Annotated in this window: 20 protein-coding genes and 1 pseudogene; 14 read left to right on the top strand and 7 right to left on the bottom strand. The window is 57.5% G+C overall.

What is annotated here, in order from left to right; translation table 11 throughout:
* Positions 1 to 57: 57 nt before the first annotated feature.
* Positions 58 to 1,476, top strand: a complete 1,419-nt coding sequence (locus ACXAET_RS07370) for a TolC family outer membrane protein (RefSeq protein WP_475183339.1) — start codon at positions 58 to 60, stop codon at positions 1,474 to 1,476.
* 74 nt (positions 1,477 to 1,550) lie between these two features.
* A complete protein-coding gene (locus ACXAET_RS07365) occupies positions 1,551 to 2,291 on the top strand; it encodes a hypothetical protein (RefSeq protein ID WP_475183334.1) in 741 nt (246 codons plus the stop codon).
* Between the two features lie 2 nt (positions 2,292 to 2,293).
* On the opposite strand, the gene ACXAET_RS07360 is transcribed toward ACXAET_RS07365, so the two are convergent.
* Both ACXAET_RS07360 and ACXAET_RS07355 read right to left on the bottom strand, forming a co-directional pair.
* The gene (locus ACXAET_RS07360) at positions 2,294 to 3,751 is read right to left on the bottom strand and encodes a cobyric acid synthase (protein ID WP_475183329.1); all 1,458 of its coding nucleotides are present in this window, start codon (positions 3,749 to 3,751) and stop codon (positions 2,294 to 2,296) included.
* Positions 3,752 to 3,912: 161 nt separating this feature from the next.
* Positions 3,913 to 4,233 (bottom strand): DUF6280 family protein, encoded by a 321-nt coding sequence (locus ACXAET_RS07355; protein ID WP_037310273.1) that lies wholly within the window; start codon positions 4,231 to 4,233, stop codon positions 3,913 to 3,915.
* 218 nt (positions 4,234 to 4,451) lie between these two features.
* On the opposite strand from ACXAET_RS07355, the gene efp reads away from it, so the two are divergent.
* Positions 4,452 to 5,015: an elongation factor P gene (gene efp, locus ACXAET_RS07350; protein ID WP_068332270.1), complete on the top strand. Its 564-nt coding sequence runs from the start codon at positions 4,452 to 4,454 to the stop codon at positions 5,013 to 5,015.
* Positions 5,016 to 5,072: 57 nt separating this feature from the next.
* On the opposite strand, the gene ACXAET_RS07345 is transcribed toward efp, so the two are convergent.
* Together ACXAET_RS07345 and ygfZ are read right to left on the bottom strand one after the other, a co-directional pair.
* Positions 5,073 to 6,017, bottom strand: coding sequence for an ABC transporter transmembrane domain-containing protein (locus tag ACXAET_RS07345; RefSeq protein WP_475183326.1), 945 nt, complete (start codon positions 6,015 to 6,017; stop codon positions 5,073 to 5,075).
* A gap of 105 nt (positions 6,018 to 6,122) precedes the next feature.
* A complete protein-coding gene (gene ygfZ / locus ACXAET_RS07340; protein ID WP_475183323.1) occupies positions 6,123 to 6,860 on the bottom strand; it encodes a CAF17-like 4Fe-4S cluster assembly/insertion protein YgfZ in 738 nt (245 codons plus the stop codon).
* A 73-nt stretch (positions 6,861 to 6,933) separates the two neighbouring features.
* Here ygfZ and ACXAET_RS07335 point away from each other — a divergent pair, with 73 nt between their 5' ends.
* The gene (locus tag ACXAET_RS07335) at positions 6,934 to 7,608 is read left to right on the top strand and encodes a TIGR04283 family arsenosugar biosynthesis glycosyltransferase (protein ID WP_475183319.1); all 675 of its coding nucleotides are present in this window, start codon (positions 6,934 to 6,936) and stop codon (positions 7,606 to 7,608) included.
* A gap of 7 nt (positions 7,609 to 7,615) precedes the next feature.
* Here ACXAET_RS07335 and ACXAET_RS07330 read toward each other — a convergent pair.
* A pseudogene (locus ACXAET_RS07330) lies at positions 7,616 to 8,371 on the bottom strand (hypothetical protein); the annotation flags it as partial.
* 67 nt (positions 8,372 to 8,438) lie between these two features.
* On the bottom strand, positions 8,439 to 9,308 hold the full coding sequence (locus ACXAET_RS07325) for a MurR/RpiR family transcriptional regulator (RefSeq protein ID WP_224889397.1): 870 nt from the start codon (positions 9,306 to 9,308) through the stop codon (positions 8,439 to 8,441).
* Between the two features lie 98 nt (positions 9,309 to 9,406).
* On the opposite strand from ACXAET_RS07325, the gene ACXAET_RS07320 reads away from it, so the two are divergent.
* From ACXAET_RS07320 to ACXAET_RS07275, 10 genes are all read left to right on the top strand, one after another.
* Complete coding sequence (locus ACXAET_RS07320) at positions 9,407 to 10,219, top strand: N-formylglutamate amidohydrolase (RefSeq protein ID WP_475183314.1); 813 nt, start codon at positions 9,407 to 9,409, stop codon at positions 10,217 to 10,219.
* On the top strand, positions 10,216 to 10,800 hold the full coding sequence (locus ACXAET_RS07315) for a TRAP transporter small permease subunit (RefSeq protein WP_475183311.1): 585 nt from the start codon (positions 10,216 to 10,218) through the stop codon (positions 10,798 to 10,800). The genes ACXAET_RS07320 and ACXAET_RS07315 overlap by 4 nt, the downstream gene beginning before the upstream one ends.
* A complete protein-coding gene (locus tag ACXAET_RS07310; RefSeq protein WP_475183308.1) occupies positions 10,797 to 12,116 on the top strand; it encodes a TRAP transporter large permease in 1,320 nt (439 codons plus the stop codon). The genes ACXAET_RS07315 and ACXAET_RS07310 overlap by 4 nt, the downstream gene beginning before the upstream one ends.
* A 52-nt stretch (positions 12,117 to 12,168) precedes the next feature.
* Entirely contained in the window at positions 12,169 to 13,203 is a 1,035-nt protein-coding gene (locus ACXAET_RS07305) for a TRAP transporter substrate-binding protein (RefSeq protein WP_475183306.1), read from the top strand.
* Positions 13,204 to 13,350: 147 nt separating this feature from the next.
* Entirely contained in the window at positions 13,351 to 15,036 is a 1,686-nt protein-coding gene (locus ACXAET_RS07300; RefSeq protein ID WP_475183303.1) for a Na/Pi cotransporter family protein, read from the top strand.
* A 57-nt stretch (positions 15,037 to 15,093) separates the two neighbouring features.
* Complete coding sequence (locus tag ACXAET_RS07295) at positions 15,094 to 16,455, top strand: glutamine synthetase family protein (RefSeq protein WP_475183301.1); 1,362 nt, start codon at positions 15,094 to 15,096, stop codon at positions 16,453 to 16,455.
* A 94-nt stretch (positions 16,456 to 16,549) separates the two neighbouring features.
* Positions 16,550 to 17,932: an aldehyde dehydrogenase family protein gene (locus tag ACXAET_RS07290; RefSeq protein WP_475183299.1), complete on the top strand. Its 1,383-nt coding sequence runs from the start codon at positions 16,550 to 16,552 to the stop codon at positions 17,930 to 17,932.
* Positions 17,929 to 19,074, top strand: coding sequence for an iron-containing alcohol dehydrogenase (locus ACXAET_RS07285; protein ID WP_475183295.1), 1,146 nt, complete (start codon positions 17,929 to 17,931; stop codon positions 19,072 to 19,074). Before ACXAET_RS07290 ends, ACXAET_RS07285 begins: the two co-directional genes overlap by 4 nt.
* A gap of 68 nt (positions 19,075 to 19,142) precedes the next feature.
* Complete coding sequence (locus ACXAET_RS07280; RefSeq protein WP_475183293.1) at positions 19,143 to 19,982, top strand: EamA family transporter; 840 nt, start codon at positions 19,143 to 19,145, stop codon at positions 19,980 to 19,982.
* Between the two features lie 72 nt (positions 19,983 to 20,054).
* Entirely contained in the window at positions 20,055 to 20,825 is a 771-nt protein-coding gene (locus ACXAET_RS07275; protein WP_475183290.1) for an alpha/beta hydrolase, read from the top strand.
* A 17-nt stretch (positions 20,826 to 20,842) separates the two neighbouring features.
* Here ACXAET_RS07275 and ACXAET_RS07270 read toward each other — a convergent pair whose 3' ends face one another.
* Positions 20,843 to 21,124, bottom strand: a complete 282-nt coding sequence (locus tag ACXAET_RS07270) for a DUF1496 domain-containing protein (RefSeq protein WP_068332246.1) — start codon at positions 21,122 to 21,124, stop codon at positions 20,843 to 20,845.
* Positions 21,125 to 21,467 lie beyond the last annotated feature (343 nt).

Raw genomic sequence — 21,467 nt, 5'->3', positions numbered from 1 at the left:
CAAACGCGCAAACTGCGGTCAGGGCAGCGTAATTTTGTTTTTTAGAAGGAATTGGGTATGCGTTCAAGGACAGGGGGAAGGTTTGTTAAGGCACTTGCACTGACTGCGGGAATCGCACTCAGTGCCGTGCCGGGGCGTGCGGTTTGGGCTGATAACCTGACAGACGCCTTTATTGGGGCTTATAACACCAGCGGTCTGCTGGAGCAAAACCGCGCGTTGCTACGTGCGGCTGACGAAGATGTAGCGATTGCATTATCTGCGCTGCGTCCAATCATCAACTGGGCGGTCGAGGTTAGTCAGGACTATACGCGCTCTACCGTGAGTGATGTTGTGACGCGGGATGAGCCCTCTACATTTTTCACCGGACTCACGTTGAGCCAGTTGGTCTATGATGGCGGCTTCTCGGTGCTGGGCAAGCAGTCTGCGCAGGAAATCGTTTTGTCGACGCGACAGGCCCTGCTGGATGTTGAGCAATTCGTTCTCTTCCGTGCGGCCAATGCCTACTTGTTTGTTCTGGAACAAGAAGAGGCGGTTCAGATTCGCCTGAACAACGTCGACGTGTCCTCGGAGGAACTGAGGGCGTCACAGGATCGATTCGATGTAGGTGAGGTGACCCGTACGGACGTCGCACTTTCCGAGGCACAGCTGGCAAGCTCGCAAGCCGATTTGGCAGTTGAACGCGGGTTTCTGGCACAGGCGCAAGCGGAATACGTAAACGCAGTCGGCAATGCGCCGGGGCGCACGGCTGGTCTGCCGGGGTTACCCAGTCTACCTGGGTCCGAGGCCGAGGCGGTCGCATTGGCCCAGCGAAACCACCCTGCTATTCAATCTGCTCAGCACGAAGTGCGCGCTCTTGACTTGCAGGTGCAGCAGCAGCGCGCCAATCTGGGTCCAAATGTCCGGCTTTTTGCTGATGCTGGTATTTTTGAAAGCTATGACAACGACGACAACGTTGAAGATGCATCAATCGCTCTGCGCTTTGAACAGCCGATTTATGCGGGTGGCAGGTTGGCAGCCAGCGTGCGTCGTGCAATGGCGACACGGGATGCGTCACGCGCCAACTTGTTGAACGTTCAGAAGGACATTACGCAAGGCGTAGTCGATGCTTTTGCCTCGTTTCAGGCCGCTTCAGCCAGTTTGAGGGCATCGACGGAACGGGTTCGTGCATCACAAGTTGCCTTTGATGGTATCCGGGAAGAAGCGACGCTGGGCGCACGGACGACCTTGGATGTTCTGAATGCGCAGCAGGACTTGCTGGATGCGCAGCTGGCCGAGGTAAGGTCACGTGTTGAACGCACACGGTCAGCCTATCAGCTTCTGCAGGCGCAGGGTCTGCTGACGGCGGAACGTTTGGGCCTGGCGGTACAGATCTATGATCCTACGCTTTACTACAACCTTGTGAAAAAGGCTCCGGCCCAGGTTAGCCGGCAGAGCAAAGATCTGGATCGCGTCCTCAAAGCATTGCGTCGCGACTGAGGACAGATACTACCTGTTGTGAGGACCGGCTTGTTTGGCTACACTCAATCCTGAGGATAGAGCGGTAGAGAACAATGACGGATAAAGTCGTAAAAACGGGAATCGAGGACGTCCTGTCCTCGATTAAGCGTTTGGTGAACGAAGATAGCAGGAAAGTCCCAAGTGCCTTCGCACCGGCCGGGTCGCGAAAGCCAGGACGGTTGGTGCTTACAGATGCGTTGCGTGTCAGTGAAACGACACCGGATGCGCCCTCGAAACCTGAAAGTCAAAAACCCGCTTATAGGGCAGAGGATTCGGTTCAGCCGATGCTTTTGCGGACCGGTGACATTGTCAGGCACGCCGAGCCAGCGACAGAGCAGCAGACCAATGCCGAGCCCGAGACTGGCGAATCTGGTGGTCTGAGTGCCAAGATCGAAGCACTAGAGGCTGCTATTGCCCATACCGAGGATCAGTGGGAACCGGACGGCGACAGCGAGGATGCGTACTCTGGCACGACGACTCCCCCGCTTCGCTGGCACTTGGAAGACGAGTTTATCGTCTCGGACAGCTCCAGCCTGTCTGATCCTGAACCAGAAGAGCAGAAGTCTGAAACCAAGGCCACATTTGTCCGTGACCCAAAAGCTGTAGCTGCAGAGCCAAAGGCCGACGTAGACGAAACCGCGCCGGAACTGGACAATGACGCCTTGCGGGAGTTGATCGCCCAGGTTGTACGGGAAGAGTTACAGGGCGTTTTGGGCCAACGCATCACTCGCAACGTTCGCAAATTGGTGCGGCGCGAAATTTATCGCGTGCTGGCAGAACAGGAAGTGGAATAAACCTACGAACGTTTGGGCGGCAGGGCCAAATTCAGCAGGTGGTCAAGATCCATATGCCGTTCAAGATGGTCCGCCAGCGCGTCCAACGTCTCCTCGACTCCATCCTCATAGAGCAGGTCAGATACCGCGCCCAGTTCCGTCAGATAGCGGGCACGGAAGGCGTCGGATGAAAATATACCGTGCAGATAGCTGCCGCGAATGCGGCCTGTCTTGTCGGCAGCGCCTTCCGGACGGGTATCAATCTCAAGCCAGGCGCGATTGCAATCTGGACCTTCGGTTCGACCCATGTGGATTTCATAGCCGGTGACAGGGTCGTTGTCGGGAATCGTGCGCGCGGTCCGCGACGTGACCTGCTTTTTCCCCGCCATTATGGTGGTTACGTCCAAAAGGCCCAGCCCATCAACTGTGCCCGGGCTGCCATCGACCCCCTCGGGATCGGCGATGGATTTGCCCAGCATCTGAAAACCGCCGCACAAGCCCAGTACATGACCACCCCGCCGGACATGGGCATAGAGGTCGATATCCCAGCCCTGCGCCCGAAAAAATGCAAGATCACTGATTGTGGACTTACTGCCTGGCAGCAGTACAAGATCGGCGTCACCGGGCAGAGGGCGTCCGGCGGGTATGATTTCAACCGTGACGCCCGGTTCGGCTGACAGCGGATCAAGGTCATCGAAATTGGCCATCCTCTCAAGCTGCGGCACGATGACCTTGCAGGTGCCACCGCTGTGTGAGCGGATGTCCATCATGTCCTCGGCAGGCAAGCGCCACGCGTCGTTGAACCAAGGTATGACGCCCAGACAGGGCCAACCCGTGCGCGCGGCTATGTCATCACGCCCCTCATCGAAAAGGCTTACATCGCCCTTGAACCGATTGATGGCAAAGCCCTTGATCATCGCGAGATCACCGGCGTCCAGAACCGCCTGCGTACCTACGATCTGCGCAATCACGCCTCCGCGATGAATGTCGCCAACCAGAACCACGGGCACCCCGGCGGCGCAGGCAAAGCCCATATTGGCGATGTCGCCCTTGCGCAGGTTGGTCTCGGCCGGGCTGCCCGCGCCTTCGACCAGAACCAGATCGGCATCGCTGCATAGCCGGTCAAAGCTTTCAAGCGCGGCGCCCAGTAATTTGGATTTGTCTTTGCGGTAGTCACCGGCCTTCATTGTCCCTTTCCGCTGACCCTGAACGATGATCTGGGCACCGGTGTCGGTCTCGGGCTTCAAAAGGATCGGGTTCATATCCGTATGCGTCGGGCGCATCGCGGCACGTGCCTGCAAAGCTTGTGCGCGCCCAATCTCACCCCCGTTTTCGGTTACGGCGGCGTTGTTTGACATATTCTGGGGCTTGAACGGTGCGACCTGCAATCCACGCCGGGTGTACGCCCGTGCCAGTCCGGCGACCAGCACCGATTTCCCGACATTACTGCCGGTCCCCTGAATCATAATGGCACGAACCATGGTCGTCTCCTGTGCGTTGGGCGCAGATGACCTGATTTGGTGTCAAAGGAAAAGCCCCGGATGCCGGGTTTTTAGCAATGGTATTGCTCATCCAGGATTGCAAAAGAAAAACGCGCCCCAATGAGTGGGGGCGCGTTTTTTCATTCAAAGGACGCCTTAGTTCAGGCAGCCTCAGCCTGCTGAGCGGCATTGCGACGTTCGCTTTCTTCACGCGACAGCGCGACCGAGGTGCGCACACCACGTCCGACGAACTCCATCAATCCGCTTACAACCCGTTCATTCGGGTCGATACCCGCGCAGGAAAGCACCTCGCGCCCATCGCGCGAGCGTGCCCAGCGGGCAATTTGTTCCGGTCCATTGCCGTATTTCTTGTCGTCAGCAATGGCGTCATCGAGTGCAGCCAACACCACGGCTGCAAAAAGTTTACGAGCACGATTGCCTTGCTCATTGTTAAAGGCAGTGCCGTCAACGAAATCTCTCATCTCGTTTTCCTTGTTGTTCTTGCTCTTGCGTTTTCGGCGTGACGGTCCTTATGACCTATTAGGTGCGATTCGGATACATCTAAAATGCATAGTTGCGTTGCGTCATTTGCATAGCTCGCTGCCTGTTCAGCGCCAAATCGGGTTCTCTTGCCACGAATTATCACGCCAGATATAGGGACGGGAACTGACGCATCAACCGTTTGTAAAGGATTTATGTAATGCCCAAGATAAATGGGAACGAAATTCGCCCCGGCAATGTGCTTGAGCATAACGATGGGCTGTGGGCCGCTGTGAAGGTTGACCATGTAAAGCCCGGTAAAGGCGGTGCTTTTGCACAGGTTGAACTGCGCAACTTGCGAAATGGTTCAAAGCTAAACGAACGGTTTCGCTCGGCCGACAAGGTTGAGCGTGTGCGTCTTGAACAGAAGGATCAGCAGTTTCTTTACGAATCCGACGGGATGTTGGTGTTCATGGATTCCGAGACCTATGAGCAGATCGAACTGCCTGCCGAATTGCTGGGTGAGCGTCGCCCGTTTCTGCAGGATGGCATGACCATCGTGGTCGAGTTCTATGAAAGCGAGGCACTGAACGCCACCTTGCCCCAAAAAGTCACTTGCAAAATTGTTGAGACAGAGCCGGTGGTCAAAGGGCAGACTGCTGCGAACTCATTCAAGCCTGCGATCTTGGACAATGGAGTCAAGGTTATGGTGCCGCCGTTCATTGGCCAGGACGAGACGATTGTCGTGAATACCGAAACCATGGAATACTCGGAACGCGCCTAATCTCGCGTCATTGGGACAGTTAAAAGACCGCGATCACAAGGGTACGCGCGGTCTTTTTTATTGTGTTTGCCTGGGTTTACGATAGCGTTCGGGGTTCGGTCCGAAGAGTTCAAGCATCAGTTCATACTTGATGCGGTTCGCGCTGACCTGCCTGTAGAAGGCAATCAGGAAACCAGTGGGCCCCTGAATACGGCCAAGACCGCTGGTGGCGGCGACCACGGTTCCGACGTCTGTTTTACCCTGCAATACCAGATAGCCACCAAGCATCAGGACGCCCACAGTGCCTGCACCGTTAATGACGCTGAGCAGGAATTTCGCGGATAATTTCCACAGGAACATACGGCGACGGGTTTCGTAGATTTCGTCGAACTGGGCATCAATGTCGCGGGCGACCGCGTCGATGTCCTCGACCGTCAGCTTGTCGGTGGCATTGCGCAGAATGCGGACCCGATCAGCCACGAAAACATTCACTTTGCGCTGCGATATCAATACGATAATGATCTGAGGCAGGATCATGGACAACGCAATCAGGCCAAGCCACGGCTGCGTGGATGAGATGTAGCCGATGACACTGATAAGCGTTCCGATTTGCACCACCGGGTCGGAAAAAGCGCCACCGGCGAACTTTCCCAACTCTTCCGCCTCGGCCGAGATGGCGGTGGTCATGGTACCCTTTTTCACGGAATCCTCGGCGTTCTCCACATCCGAGGTGCGATCCAGCAGGCGTTGACGGATCAGGCGGATCATATCTTCGCCAAGCGTGCCCGCCCGAAAACCCAACAGCCATTTCAAGGCAAGACTCAGCAGGATGACCGACATCATACCTGCGCCAAGATAGGTCAGATGCTCAGTTTCGATATTGTCCGATGTCAGGTGGTTGATGATATCGCGCTGAAACTCCAGCGGTACGGCCGCCAGCCCCGCGATGGCAATCGAAAGGACAATCAGAATGATCTGCCGCCCGGCGCTGGCCCGCCAGATTGCCCGGTATAACTTAAACATGTGCGCATCCGTTCAGTGAACTTTCCGCAGTCTGTCAGTGTCGCGGGTCTGGTTCAAACGGTGCTGTTATTGGCCGCGGACAAGTCGTGCCGGATTGGCAACATATCAGCCGTCAAATGTGACTGTGGCGTCTGCGGCCTGCATCTCTCCGGTCGCACGGTCAAACCGTAAATAGGCGATTCCGCGGCCATTCGATTGGGTGAACAGCTTACCAGCCGGTTTGCCGCCAGATGTGATCTCGGTCCCTACTGGTGCAGAGCCGTCAACCCTTACGACACTCAAACCTTTGCGCAGTTCGGTCTTGTGTTTCATGCGCGCGGTGACTTCCTGCCCGACGTAACACCCCTTCTTAAAATCGACACCTTTCAGATACTCGAACCGCGATTCAAGGATATAGCTGTCGGCGGTCAATTCGATCGCGGTTTCAGGGATGCAGTGACGCACGCGAATGGCGTCCCAATCGGTACCATCGTCGCTTTCGGCCTGGTCCGTGTAGGCCCGCCAGCCCATATCCGGGTGGCGTGGATCAGGCAGGGCTTCTGCAGGCGCGGCACCAGTTCCACGTTGCAGATTCAGGCCGCTGTCTTCAATGCTGACATCGGCGCGCAACTTGTACATGCTGAGCCGTTTGACGAAGTCGTCAGCGATACTGTCAGCCACATCCAGCAGCACCGAGTCTCCATCGCGTTTGAGGAAGAAATCCGCCAGATACTTGCCCTGAGGGGTCAGAAACGCCGCATAAACCAAGCCGTTTTCCAGACCGGCAATGTCATTTGTGACCAGACCCTGAAGAAAGCTGTCAGTGTCCGACCCGCTCAGGCGTAGGATGCGGCGATTGGGCATTGGGTGGTCCTCGTGTTTTTCCTTGGCCTCGTGATATATGAGTTCGCGCCGCCAAGACCAGAGGGTATCCGCCGTGCCAGCACCGATCAGTGTAGTAATTCCAACTTTGAATGCGGCTGACAGTTTGCCGGACACTCTGTCAGCCGTGACCGAGGGTTTACACGCAGGGCTGATCCGAGAACTGATCGTAACCGACGGTGGATCGACCGATCAGACACTTAAAATTGCAAGTGAAGCGGGCGCCAGTATCGTCACCGGCGCGACCTCACGCGGGGGGCAGTTGCGGCGGGGCTGCGCCGAGGCCTCAGGTGAGTGGATGTTGATCTTGCATGCTGATACGCAGTTGCAACAGGGGTGGAGCGCCGCAGTCAGTGCGCATTTACCCTCGGGCAAACCCGCCGCTTTTCGCCTTGCTTTTCAGGCAAAGGGTTTCATGCCACGCTGGGTTGCCGGATGGGCCAATCTGCGCAGCCGAATGTTTGGCCTACCTTACGGTGATCAGGGATTGCTGCTGCCGCGTCGTTTGTATGAAACGGTCGGAGGTTACCCGGATCAGCCGTTGATGGAGGATGTCGCGCTGGTGCGGGTTTTGCCCGGAATAACTTTGCTGAGCCCCCACGCGGTCACGAGTGCGGACCGCTATGCACGGGCGGGCTGGCTGCGTCGGGGCGCGCGGAATCTTTGGACTTTGACGCGGTATTTTCTTGGGGCTGATCCGAATAAGCTTGCGCAGGCGTATCGGCGCTGAACACTGTGCGCAGTTCAACGATGGACTTGCCCAGACGGAAGGGCGCGGCAAAGCTGACCAGACATAGCGCAACGATCTGCAGCACCAGAATATGCGCATTGGCCTGCAGGTATTCCCATTCATCTTTCAGCTTGCCAACCTGTGCAATCAGGTCATCGTAGCTTTGGGCGAGGATCAGGTAATCCCCTGCAATTGCAGGAACTTTGCGGCGCATGTTGTCGATTGCGGTCTGGGTTTCGTCATCTAGCGTGGTGAAAACCAGAAATTGATCAATGTCGAACGCATCAGCTTTTGCTGCCATGGTGCGCAGATCGTCATGCTCTTTTTTCGCCTTGCGGCCAAACAGAAACTGTATGCCCTGCAGCGGGGCGACCTCGTTCGTCACGGCAATAAACAAGGGCAGATCGGCATTGTTAGCAGTTGAGGCCGAAAGGAACTCGACCTTGTCACACAGTACGGCCATGTCCCGGTCATAGGCCGGGTCGCAGAACCGCAACCGGAATCGCGCAGCGTCACGGTCAAAGGCCAACGTCGCGGCATAGGCCACGTCGATCTGCCTATCCAGCCGTGAACTATCAGACGTGTAAAGACCTGCCAGAACCGCAACCAGCGCACCAATCCCGCCCAAAACGACCCATACGAGGTCTGCCAGCTTCCATGCCCGGTGGCCGGCCGGCTTGCGAAACAGAAAAGCAGTACCCACCGTCCCGATCAGAAAGAACAGGAGCAGCAGCGGCAGTTGATTTTCGGTCACAAAAGTCATGCGCCCAAAGTGACTGCCCACCGGCCCGGTGGCAACAGTCATCACATTCAATTGTATCAGTTTGGAACTATGGCCCAGAGCTTTGGCCGAACTTCCGGAACAGTTTTGTACGGTCAAACGCCTGTTCCAGCTCGTCCGTGCGCTCTTTCACAGAATCCCACAGGCGTTCCTGAACTTCGGCAATTACGCATTCCATCAGCATCAGGATGGCAGACATCGAATCCCACGCCGAGGGAACAGCGATCCGTGCCGCAAAAGTATGCTCGGCCAACCTGTGAATGGGTGAACGCCACTGGTCGGTGAATAGAACGATCTTGGCTTGACGCTCTTGGCACAATTGCCCGATCAACATTGTCGAATTCTCATAGCGTCGCACATCCAGCGCGATCAACACGTCATCTTTGCGCACGTCCAGCAGATCATGCGTCCAAGAGGCTGCAAAGGGCAGCATCCGCACGTCGGGGCGTATCATTTGCAGATGCAGGTACAAGTATTGCGCCAGTGCCCCGGTGATACGGCCCCCGGTGATAAAGATGCGCCGCTTAGGGTCGCTGAGCAAATTGCAGAAACTATCGAACTCTGCCGGGTCGACCTCATCAATCGTGCGTTTTTGATTGGCCAGCGCCTGCTGAGAATAGCGGTTCAGGATGTGCTCCTCGGGCAGGTCGTTCTGCCAGACGTTCCGCTTTGCAACGGGCCCCGAGATCATCTCTTTCACTTCACCGCGCAGGGCGGCTTGGAACTGTGGATAGCCATCGAACCCGGTCTTTTGCAGCATGCGCGCGACGGTCGTGGTGGAAACCGAGGCCGAACTGGCCAGCTCGGTGATGCTGCCCAGACCAGCCATCGGATAGTCGTCCAGCAGCACGCTTATCAGTTGCCTTTCGGATGGGGTCATTTCATCCCGATGGGCCAGCAGCCTGTCCGTTACCCGCACCCTGGGTCCTCCTGCTTAGGTTTTAATCGCGCATGTTAAAAATTTTTCAGCACGATCAGGTGTGATCGAATTTGTACAGGAAAAATATTGACAGGGGAATGCGTCGTGTGGAATTTTTTCCGCAGGCTTCTTTCACGGAATCGCAGGACGGCACATTGGACTTTGGAACGGTTGTTCACACGGATAGGGCGGACGGCACAGCTTTGGTGCTGTTGGTGTGCGAACACGCGTCCAACCGCATCCCTGAATACCTTGGTGATATGGGACTGGCGTCCGAAACGCTGAGTAGTCACATCGCGTGGGACCCGGGCGCGCTGGGTGTTGCGCAGCATATGTCGGAACTGTTGCACGCGCCCTTGGTCCATGGTGGAGTTTCGCGGCTTGTTTATGACTGCAACCGCCCTCCCGAGGCCGCAGGCGCGATGCCGGTCAAAAGCGAACACTACGACATTCCCGCCAACATTGCGATGACACCGGATGAGCGACAAGCCCGCATCAAAAACATCTACATCCCGTTTTCGACTGCAGTGTCAGACCAGATCAAGAAACACCGTCCCTCGCTAAAGCTGATGGTAACTGTGCACAGCTTTACACCGGTTTATCATGGCCGCCAAAGGGATGTTGAGCTGGGCATCCTGCATGGGCGCGACGACCGGTTTGCAATGGCGATGATGGCAACGGTGCCTGATGATTTGCCATTTGTGACGCGTTTGAATGAACCCTATTCGGCCGCGGACGGGGTGGCGCACACACTGGATGCGCAGGCTCTGCCGAACGGGTTGCCGAATGTGATGATCGAGGTTCGGAATGATTTGATCCGCACGCCGGACCAGCAACTTGTGATGGCCCAGCGACTTGTGTCCTGGATCACCCAAACTCTGGCAGGGTTCCAGGACAGGGGGGCGGCATGATCGGGGCGATGGCGGCATATGTGCGCGTTGTTGACGCGGTAAACTATCGGATCGGTCGCCTGATGATGTGGGGCCTGTTCGCGTTGATGGGAATCCTGCTGTGGTCCTCGATCTCGAAGACCTTCTTTTTACCATCGCTTTGGACCCTTGAAATGGCGCAATTCGCGATGGTGACCTACTACATCGTGGGCGGGCCATATTCGATCCAGATGGGGTCGAATGTACGGATGGACCTGTTTTATCATAACTGGAGTCCACGCAAGAAAGCGTGGTTCGACGCTTTCACGGTTCTTCTGTTGATCCTTTATCTGGGTGTTCTTCTTTACGGCGGGTTGGGCTCAACCGCGTATAGTCTTGGCTATTGGGGGGATCAGCCGCTTTCGTACTTCATAGGCCTTTTGACCGGTAGTGAAGAGATCGGACGGCTTGAGCGATCCTCGACCGCATGGCGCCCCTATATCTGGCCGATCAAAGCCATCATGGTGTTCGGCTTTTTCCTGATGCTGTTGCAGGCGATATCGGAATTTTTCAAAGACATAGCCCGGCTCAACGGGCAGGAGATCGGGGTGCAGCGGGCATGAGCCAGGAATTTATCGCCATCTTCATGTTCGCCCTGATGATGCTGATGCTGTTCACAGGGCAACGTGTGTTCGGTGCCATCGGTGCGGTTGCCACGATCGCCGCGTTGGCGCTGTGGGGAACCGGGGGCCAAGACATCACGTTTTCCGCGGCGATGAAATTGATGAAGTGGTATCCGCTGCTGACACTGCCGATGTTCATCTTCATGGGCTATGTGCTGTCGGAAAGCCGTTTGGCCGATGACCTTTACCGAATGTTCCACGTCTGGATGGGGCCAGTAAATGGCGGGTTGGCGATTGGAACCATTGGCCTGATGGTTCTGGTTTCGGCGATGAACGGTCTGAGTGTCGCTGGTATGGCTATTGGTGCAACCATCGCACTGCCCGAGCTGTTGCGGCGAGGCTATGACAAGACGATGGTGACCGGGGTCATTCAGGCCGGGTCAAGCCTGGGTATTCTTGTGCCGCCCTCAGTCGTGCTGGTGCTTTACGCCATGATCGCGCGGCAGCCGGTCGGGCAGCTTTGGCTGGCCGGGATCTTGCCGGGCTTGCTGATGGCGGGTCTGTTTATCGTGTATATCTGGCTGCGCTGCCGCATTCAGCCACAGCTTGGCCCCGCGATGGAAGACGCGCATGAGGTGCCGTGGTCCGAAAAAATCCGGCTGCTGGGGGCAGGGGCGCTGCCGCTTATCATCTTTGCCGCGATGATGGTACCGTTTGTAAATGGCTGGACCTCGCTGGTTGAAAGCTCGGCCATCGGCGCGCTGACCGCTTTGGTCGTGTCAGTCATAAAACGCCGGATGACATGGAAAATCTTTGAAGACTGCACCAAGCAGACGCTCGCGATCTCTTGTATGTTTATGTGGATCATCTTGGCGGCGCTGGGTTTCGGGGCGGTGTTCGACGGGCTGGGTGCAGTCAAGGCTATCGAGAATCTGTTCACGCAGCAGCTTGGTTTGTCGCCGTGGATGATCCTGATCCTGATGCAGCTGAGCTTTATCGTCATGGGCACGTTTCTGGACGACACGGCCATGTTGGTTATCGTTGCCCCGCTTTATGTACCGCTTGTGGGCGCGCTGGGGTTTGATCTGATCTGGTACGGGGTACTTTATACGATCACCACTCAGATTGCCTATATGACGCCGCCGTTTGGCTATAACCTGTTTCTCATGCGCGCAATGGCACCGCCCGAGATCGGGTTGAGAGACATCTACCGCTCGATCATTCCGTTTGTCGGTGTGATGGTGCTGGCCCTTGTGATTATAATGGCGTTCCCGGAAATCGCGCTATGGCTGCCCGGTTATGTCTATGGAAACTAAAAAGAATGCCCGGTGAATGGGCACAGGTAACTTTAACAGAGAGGAAATTGACATGACTACAAGACGCAAGTTTCTAAAGACCGCCGGTGTCGGCGTTGCTGCTGCGCCCCTGGCCACGCCCGCGCTGGCGCAGAGCACCATCACGTGGCGGATGCAGACCTATGCGGGCCCGGCGCTGGCTGAGCATGTGATCGACCCGGCGATCAAAATGTTCAACCAGATCGCTGGCGACCGTATGCAGATCGAGCTGTTCTACGCCGATCAGCTTGTTCCTACAGGTGAGCTGTTCCGCGCCATGCAGAGGGGCACCATCGACGCGGTGCAATCGGATGATGACTCGATGGCGTCGCCCACCGAAGTCACCGTTTTCGGCGGGTATTTTCCGTTTGCGTCCCGCTACTCGCTAGACGTTCCAGTGCTGTTCAACCAATGGGGTCTGAACGAGATCTGGGACGAAGAATACTCAAAGGTTGGTGTCAAACACATCAGCGCCGGCGCGTGGGATCCTTGCCACTTTGCCACCAAAGACCCAATTAACAGCCTTGCGGATCTACAGGGCAAGCGCGTCTTTACATTCCCGACTGCGGGCCGGTTCCTGTCTCAGTTCGGCGTTGTGCCCGTGACCCTGCCTTGGGAAGATATCGAAGTCGCTGTGCAGACCGGCGAGTTGGACGGTATCGCGTGGTCGGGCATCACCGAAGACTACACAGTCGGTTGGGCCGATGTTACCAACTACTTCCTGACCAACAACATCTCGGGTGCTTGGGCGGGCCACTTCTTTGCCAATATGGAACGCTGGAATGCGCTGCCCGAGGACTTGCAAACGCTGTTTAAGGTTTGCTGCGACCAATCGCATTATTATCGTCAGTGGTGGTATTGGGGTGGTGAGGCCAATCTGCGGGTGAACGGCACCAAGCTTAAACTGACGACCATTCCAGATGAAGAATGGGCAACAGTCGAGGAAGCTGCTGTTAAGTTCTGGGATGAGATTGCGGCCGAGTCCGAGACCAAAGCAAAGGTTGTCGACATCTTCAAACGCTACAACGCCGAAATGCTCAAGGCCGGTCGGCCGTATCGTTATACCTAAACCCCACTGTACCGGCGCGCGGTGTGCATTGCGCGCCGGTATCCATGACAAAGGAAGCAAAATCTCGAATGCTAACCCTGGATCTGATACAAAAAGCAATGCCTTGTGCGCGCTGCTGCGTGATCAAGTTCACCGGGGTGTAAACAGATGGCTATCGCGGGCTTTCTGATCGAGATTTTTGCAGCCACAATGTTGCTGCTGTTTGCCGTGCGGCTTGTGCGTACGGGAATAGAACGGCGCTTTGGTGCTCTGTTTCAATCTATTCTGACGCGCCATTCGAATACATTCGTGGCGGGCGGGGCCGGGATGGTTCTGGCTACGATCCTGCAAAGCTCGGCCGCGGTGACGGTTTTGCTGACCGGGTTCGCCGCCGCGGGCATGGTCAGCTTTGGTTTGGCGCTGGCAGGGGTGCTTGGTGCCGATCTGGGCGCGGCCCTTGTGATTCAGGTATTGTCCTACGATCTGGGGTGGCTGCAACCGGTGCTGCTGGCGTTGGGGGGCTGGCTATACTTAAAGTCCGAGCGGGCCAATGTGCGGCTGATCGGGCGTATCGTTCTAGGCATCGCCTTCATTCTGGTTTCCCTTCAGTTTCTGCGCGAAGCTGTTGAACCGATCCGTGAAAGCGCCTTTCTGCCGGCGATCGCGGGGTATCTTGAAACCGACTATTTCAGCGCCTTCATCGTGGGTGCGGTACTAGCATTCGTGATGCACAGCTCGGTCGCAACGATCCTGATGTGCGTAACTCTGGTGCAAATCGGGGCGATCCCTTTTGCCGCCGGGCTTTCATTGGTGCTTGGTGCAAACTTGGGCTCGGCCTTTATTCCGATCTGGTTGACGCGCGACCTGGCTGCTACAGCCCGGCGCATCCCTGTGGCCAATCTGATGCTGCGGGGCAGCGCGGCGCTTGCGGTGCTGATCGTCGTCAACGTGGCCGAGTTGAACGAGGCGCTGATGGTCTCGGGGGCCGGGCAGTCGCTGATCCTTGCGCATATCGGCTTTAACCTCACCGTGTTTGTGCTGGCCGTGGGGTTTGCCAACTGGATGGAACGCCCGATGACCATGCTGCTGCCCGATCCAAAAACCAAGGCGAACGCATTGGATCAGTTCGCGGATGCGCTTAGCCCGCTGAGTGATCCCAGCGCATCCGGAGCCAGCGTGGCGATGTCTTCGGTTCGGCACGAGTTGTTGCAGATGGTCACACAGGTCGAGCGTATGTTCCGCCCGATTCTGGATTTGTTCGAACGGGACGACACCGACGCCATTTCGGCACTGTGGAAACAAGATGAAAGGGTGAATGCGCAACTTGCTGAGATCCGCCGCTTTGTCGCGCGTATGCCGCGTCAGAACATGAGCAAGGCGCAGGTCAAAGCAGCGCGCGAATTGGTGGAATACGCGATCCGCCTTAAGGCCGCTGGTGATGTTGTTGCGCAGCGCCTGACCCGTACTGCGCAGGTTAAACACACAGAGCGTTCCGAGTTCTCGACGCAGGGTTGGAAAGAATTGAAGGATCTGCATTCAGGTGTTTTGAAAAGCTTTTCTCTCGCCCGTCACGTGTTGCTTGTTGATGACATTGATTGTGCCCGACGGCTGGTACTGGACAAGGCCGAGGTCAAGCGGATCTCACGCCATAGCCGAAAAGCCCATCTGAAACGGTTGGAACGGGGGCAGACCGAAAGTTTCCAGACCAGTGATCTGCATCTTGAGACGTTGCGCGCGATGCGCGATCTGCACGGCCACATCGCGGCCATTGCCTATCCGATCCTATACAAGAGCGGACAGGTTCTTGAGACGCGTTTGGTCATGGAAATGGAAAAAGGCGAGGCCGACGAATAAGGGCCGCGAAACGAAGCACGAGACCGGGGTCTCAGAAGGTGACAAAGGAAGAACGGGATGGGCAATGAAGCGCGTTTGGACGATCTGAAATCCAAGGTTAACACGGGTGAAGTTGATACCGTGCTGGTCTGTATGGTGGATATGCAGGGGCGTTTGATGGGCAAGCGGTTTCATGCGGGTCATTTCGTGGCTGGCGCATGGGAAGAAACGCATTGCTGCAACTATCTGCTGGCAACCGATCTTGAGATGGCGACACCCGATGGCTATGCGGCGACCAGTTGGGAGCGTGGTTATGGCGACTATGTCATGAAGCCAGACCTGGATACGCTGCGCCCAGTGCCTTGGCTGGACGGTACGGTGATGGTGATGTGCGATGTGCTGGATCATCACACGCACGAAGAAGTGCCGCACGCGCCCCGGTCGATCCTGAAAAAGCAGGTCAACCGTCTGAAGGCGATGGGCTATGACGCGATGTGCGCGACCGAACTGGAATTCTTCCTGTTCGAGAAAAGTTTTGACCAGATCCGCAAGGAAGGGTTCCGCGATCTTGAGCCGATCTCGGGCTATAACGAAGACTATCACATCCTTCAGACCACCAAGGAAGAGCATGTGATGCGCCCGATCCGCAACCATCTGTGGAATGCGGGAATACCGGTCGAGAACTCGAAAGGTGAGGCTGAGACCGGGCAGGAAGAGCTGAACATCAAATATGCGGCGGCGATGGAGACTGCCGAGTATCATTCGATCGCCAAGAACGCGGTGAAAGAAATCGCCTGGCAACATGGTCACGCAGCGACCTTCCTGCCGAAATGGCATCACGACAAGGTCGGCAGTTCCAGCCATGTGCACCAGTCGCTATGGGCCGACGGCAGGCCTGCGTTTTTTGATGAGGCGGACGAATTGGGCATGTCGGCGCTGATGAAACACTACATGGCCGGCCTGCTGAAGTACGCTGCCGATTATACGTATTTCATGGCTCCCTACATCAACAGTTACAAACGGTTCATGAAGGGCACCTTTGCGCCGACACGGATCATCTGGTCGGTCGACAACCGCACCGCAGGGTTCCGCCTGTGCGGTGACGGGACCAAGGCCGTTCGTATCGAATGCCGTATTCCGGGCTCGGACATGAACCCCTATTTGGCGATAGCCGGGATGCTGGCCGCAGGGATCGCGGGCATCGAAGAAGAACTGGAGTTGCAATCCCCCACAAAGGGCGACGTCTATCAGGGCGAAACCGGGATGATCCCCGGCACGTTGCGTGCGGCGCGGGATGCGCTGCATGGCTCGGCCATGTTGCGGGCGGCCATGGGGGATGATGTGGTCGATCACTATGCGCGCGCTGCCGAGGTGGAGATTGAGGAATTCGAGCGTGTCGTGACGGATTGGGAAGTTGCCCGCGGGTTTGAGCGGGCCTGAACTGGCGGAAGCGAGGGGCCAGCCCCTCGCGCTCCCCGGGATATTTTTGGCCAGATGAAGCAGGGGACCTGCTCTTTTTAAGAATGGAGTGAACATGGTGCAGATGTTGAAATGCATCTCGCCGATCGAGGGGTCGGTTTATGCCGAGCGGGAAACGCTTTCGCGCGCGGCGGCGTTTGAGGCAGCGCGGCGTGCAAAGGCGGCGCAGGTAAGTTGGGCCGCACGGTCTTTGCAAGAGCGGATCGATCTGGTGATGGCAGGCGTGGCCGTCGTTGGTGCGATGAATGACGAGATCGTTCCCGAACTGGCCCATATGATGGGTCGTCCGGTGCGTTATGGCGGTGAGTTCGGTGGTTTCAACGAGCGCGCCAGCCATATGGCCGAGATAGCAGAGACCTCGTTGGCGGACATCGCGGTGGGTGAGGATGAGACCTTCAAGCGCTATATTAAGCGTGTCCCGCATGGCGTGGTGTTCGTGGTGGCACCGTGGAACTATCCGTATATGACGGCGATTAACACGGTTGCGCCTGCGCTGATCGCGGGCAACTCGGTAATCTTGAAACATGCGACGCAGACGTTGCTGGTAGGTGAGCGTATGGCGCGGGCGTTCCACACTGCGGGCGTACCCGAGGACGTGTTCCAGAACGTGTTTCTGAGCCATGACGTGACCAACGATCTGATCGCGGGGAATGCGTTCGACTTTGTGAACTTCACCGGTTCAGTGGGTGGTGGTCAGGCGATGGAACGCGCGGCAGCGGGCACGTTTACCGGCGTGGGTACCGAACTGGGCGGCAAAGACCCGGGCTATGTTATGGAGGATGCTGATCTGGATGCTGCGGTCGACACGCTGATCGACGGCGCCATGTTCAACTCGGGCCAGTGCTGCTGCGGGATCGAGCGGATTTATGTCCATGAGAGCCTTTATGACGCGTTTGTCGCCAAGGCGGTTGAGATCGTCAAAGGGTACAAGCTGGGCAATCCGCTGGATTCTGAGACGACGATTGGCCCCATGGCCAACGTGCGCTTTGCCGACGAAGTGCGCGCGCAGATCGCCGAGGCGGTCGAGGCCGGGGCCGTGGCCCATATCGACACCTTCCCCGAAGATGACGGCGGCGCATATCTGACTCCTCAGATCCTGACCAATGTCACCCACGACATGCGGGTGATGCGGGATGAAAGCTTTGGCCCTGTTGTCGGCATCATGAAGGTATCCTCGGATGAGGCGGCGATTGCGCTGATGAATGACAGCGAGTTCGGGCTGACCGCTTCGCTCTGGACGCGCGATGTGGACCGCGCCGCGCGGGTGGGCGATGCTGTTGAAACTGGCACAGTGTTCATGAACCGCGCGGATTACCTTGATCCGGGACTGTGCTGGACAGGGTGCAAGAACACCGGACGCGGTGGTGGGTTGTCCGTGATCGGCTATCACAACCTGACCCGTCCCAAATCCTACCATCTGAAAAAGGTGACATCATGAGCCTTCAAGGAAACTGGTCCTATCCGACCGCAATCAAGTTCGGCGCTGGCCGCATCAAGGAATTGCCCGAGGCCTGCGCAACCGCTGGCATGAAAAAGCCCCTGCTGGTCACCGACAAGGGGCTGGCCGATCTGCCAATAACCGCAGCCACGCTGGACATCATGGAGGCCGCCGGTCTGGGCCGTGGCTTGTTCAGCGACGTGGACCCGAACCCCAATGAGCAGAACCTCGCTGCCGGGGTTGCGGCTTATAACGCGGGCGGCCACGACGGCGTGATCGCCTTCGGCGGCGGCTCGGGCCTGGATCTGGGCAAGATGGTGGCCTTCATGGCCGGTCAGACGCGGCCCGTCTGGGATTTCGAGGATATTGGCGATTGGTGGACGCGCGCCGATGCCGATGCCATCGCGCCGATCATTGCAGTTCCGACGACTGCCGGAACAGGCTCGGAAGTGGGCCGCGCCAGTGTCATCACCAACTCTGAAACTCACGCAAAGAAGATCATCTTTCACCCAAAGGTCCTACCGACCGTGGTGATCTGCGACCCCGAATTGACCGTAGGCATGCCAAAATTCATCACCGCCGGGACCGGCCTGGATGCCTTTGCGCACTGCGTTGAGGCGTATTCCAGCCCGCATTACCACCCGATGAGCCAGGGCATCGCGCTGGAAGGGATGCGGCTGGTCAAAGAGTATCTGCCGCGCGCCTATGCCGATGGCACCGACATCGAAGCCCGCGCCCAGATGATGAGCGCGGCCGCCATGGGTGCCACCGCCTTCCAAAAGGGTCTTGGTGCAATCCACGCCATGAGCCATCCGGTCGGCGCGGTCTTCAACACCCACCACGGCACCACCAACGCGGTGTGCATGCCCGCCGTGCTGGAGTTCAACGCACCCGCCATCGCCGACCGGTTCGGCGCTGCAGCGGCTTATCTTGGCATTGACGGCGGATTCGACGGCTTCCGGGCGTTTGTGCAGGAATTTAACGATGCTCTGGGCATCCCGCGCAAGCTGTCCGATCTGGGCGTGACCGAGGCTTCGATCCCAGAACTGGTCAAAGGCGCGATTATCGACCCGTCCTGTGGCGGCAACCCAATTGAGTTGACCGAAGAGAACCTGACCGCTTTGTTCAAAGCCGCGTTGTGATCTTACCACCAGTGTGCCACTAAAACCCGGTCCGTCTTGCGGGCCGGTTTTGCGCGAAAGGTTCACATGTGACCCCGTTTGTCATCGCCATAGTCCTGGCGGCTGCTCTGTTACATGCAGTGTGGAACGCAATCGTGAAATCCGCAGCCGACCGGACGACGACATTGGGTTTGGTGGCACTTGGTCACGTCATTGCCGGGGGTGCGATGGTCTTGGCGCTGCCGTTGCCGAGCGCAGAAAGCGTCCCTTACATCCTGATCTCGACCGTTGTCCATTTCGGGTACTATTACATGCTGGGCCAAGCCTATCAGCATGGCGACCTGAGCGTCGTTTACCCTATTGCCCGTGGGATCGTGCCGGCGCTGGTGTCGCTTTGGGCGATGGCGTTGGTGGGCGAGGTGCTGCCGCTGCAAGCGTGGCTTGGAATTGCACTCATCGCGGTGGGGATTCAGCTGAGCAACTGGAATGCGCTTCGATCAGGTGTTGGACGCTCGGCCCTTTTGTTCGCGCTGGGGACCGGGGTGTGTATTTCGATCTATTCCGTGTTTGACGGGATCGGGGTGCGGCTATCGGGGAATACGCTCAGCTATTGGGCATGGGGGGCGTTTCTGCACCTGTTTATTGCTGGCTTCGTGGGAATCCGCAGGCGGAAAACACTCACAGACCTTCCCCTGAAAGTCTGGGTGGTTGGCCTGTTGGGTGGTCTGGTGTCGATGGCGGCGTATGGTCTGGTACTCTATGCCAAGAACTTCGCGCCGCTGGGTGCGGTATCTGCGCTTCGCGAAACCTCGGTGATATTTGCGGCCCTGATCGGCTTCATCTTTCTGAATGAAGGCAACTGGATACGGCGTCTGGGCGCTGCGATCCTGATGGCCATTGGTGTGGCGCTGATCGGCTTGGCGGTTTAGCCACGCAAGATGACCTTGCTGAACACGCACCTGATCTCACATAGTCGCATCGAGTTATGAGGGAGCGTTATTATGACCAAAGAGATTGTCTTGCTCCATGGCGCCTTTGCCGGACCGTGGTGCATGCAGGATTACGCGGACTTCTTTCGCAGCCGCGGCTGGACGGTGCATACCCCGGCGCTGCGTTATCACGGAGGGGACCCAAAGGCCGAGCCTGACCCCGGCCTGACCAACACCAGCGTAACGGACTACACGGATGATATCTCTGACTTTGTACGGGGTTTGGGCAGCAAGCCGGTTATCCTTGGTCACGCTATCGCGGGTGTGGTGGCGCAGCAGGTTGCGTCGCGCGGTTTGGCCAGCGCCATTGTTCTGATCAACCCGAACGCGGCGTGGGGGACACTGCCAGAGACCGATGACGAGCGCGCCGTGCCGCGCGCGTTGATGGAGGGCGGGGCGTTCTGGAAACAGCCCATGCGGGTCGAGTTCGACCTGATGGTCCCCTTCGCGCTCAACAAAATGCCCGAGGCGCAGCAGCACGCGGTGTTCGACCGTTTAGGCGCCGAAAGCGGGCGCGTGATGTTCGAGATGTTTTTCTGGATGTTCGACGACCACCACGCGATGAAGGTGGATATGGATAAGGTCAACTGCCCGGTACTGGTTGTCTCAGGCACCGAAGATCGGGCCGTGAACCCGAAGACCTGCCGCGCGCTGGCCGACCTGTACGGCGACCGCGCGACCTTTCTGCCCGTTAAAGATCACGCGCATTTCCTGTTTATGGAGCCCGGCTGGGAAGGGCCGGCGGGCCAGATCGCGGACTGGCTGGACGGTAAAGCAGGCTAGCAGGCCCGCCGCCCGGGTCAGTTGCTGGTCGAGAAGGTACTTTGCGGTCGCCACTTCAACGTGCCGTCATCGTCGCGGTGACAGCGCAGCAGACGCTCTTGCACCGTGCTGACCGTGCTGGTGACGGTGTTGTCGCCGACCATCAGAACAAAGGCGTCTTCGGAATAGGCCATGCCGTCGTAATAGCAGAACCGAGATTCGGCCCCGTCCGGAATAGGGGATGCGGTGCTGAGCATCTGCTGCGCGGGCGCTTGCGTGGCCAGCAGGGTCAGCGCCAGTGCCAGAGTAGGTGTCTTCATGTCGTCCTCCCGTTCGAAAATCTGTTCGTGTTCAAATTGGGTCTTGGGCGCTCGAAAACCTCAAATATCGTTCTTGGATGACGGGTTGAGGGTAACTGTGAACGGGATCAACGGGTTAGGCAAGGGGGGTGTTTGCGGGTGGCTGGGGGGTGGTGGGGAGGTCCCACGCTATCAATCCAATGCTTGATGCAAAGCATCAAGCACGAACCCGCCCAACCTGAGACTCTGGCTGGGTGCAGTTAGCAGAAGATTGGTTGTTATGATGCTTGTTAACGGTGTTAGGATTAGTAAGTGAAGAATGTAAGCGCCTGTTGGGAAACATTGCCCGCGCGCGATCTGCTGG

This window comes from Ruegeria sp. AWH4_226 (assembly GCF_056159225.1).
Note: the sequence above shows the minus strand (reverse complement) of the source record. Positions and strands in the feature narration are given on the sequence as shown.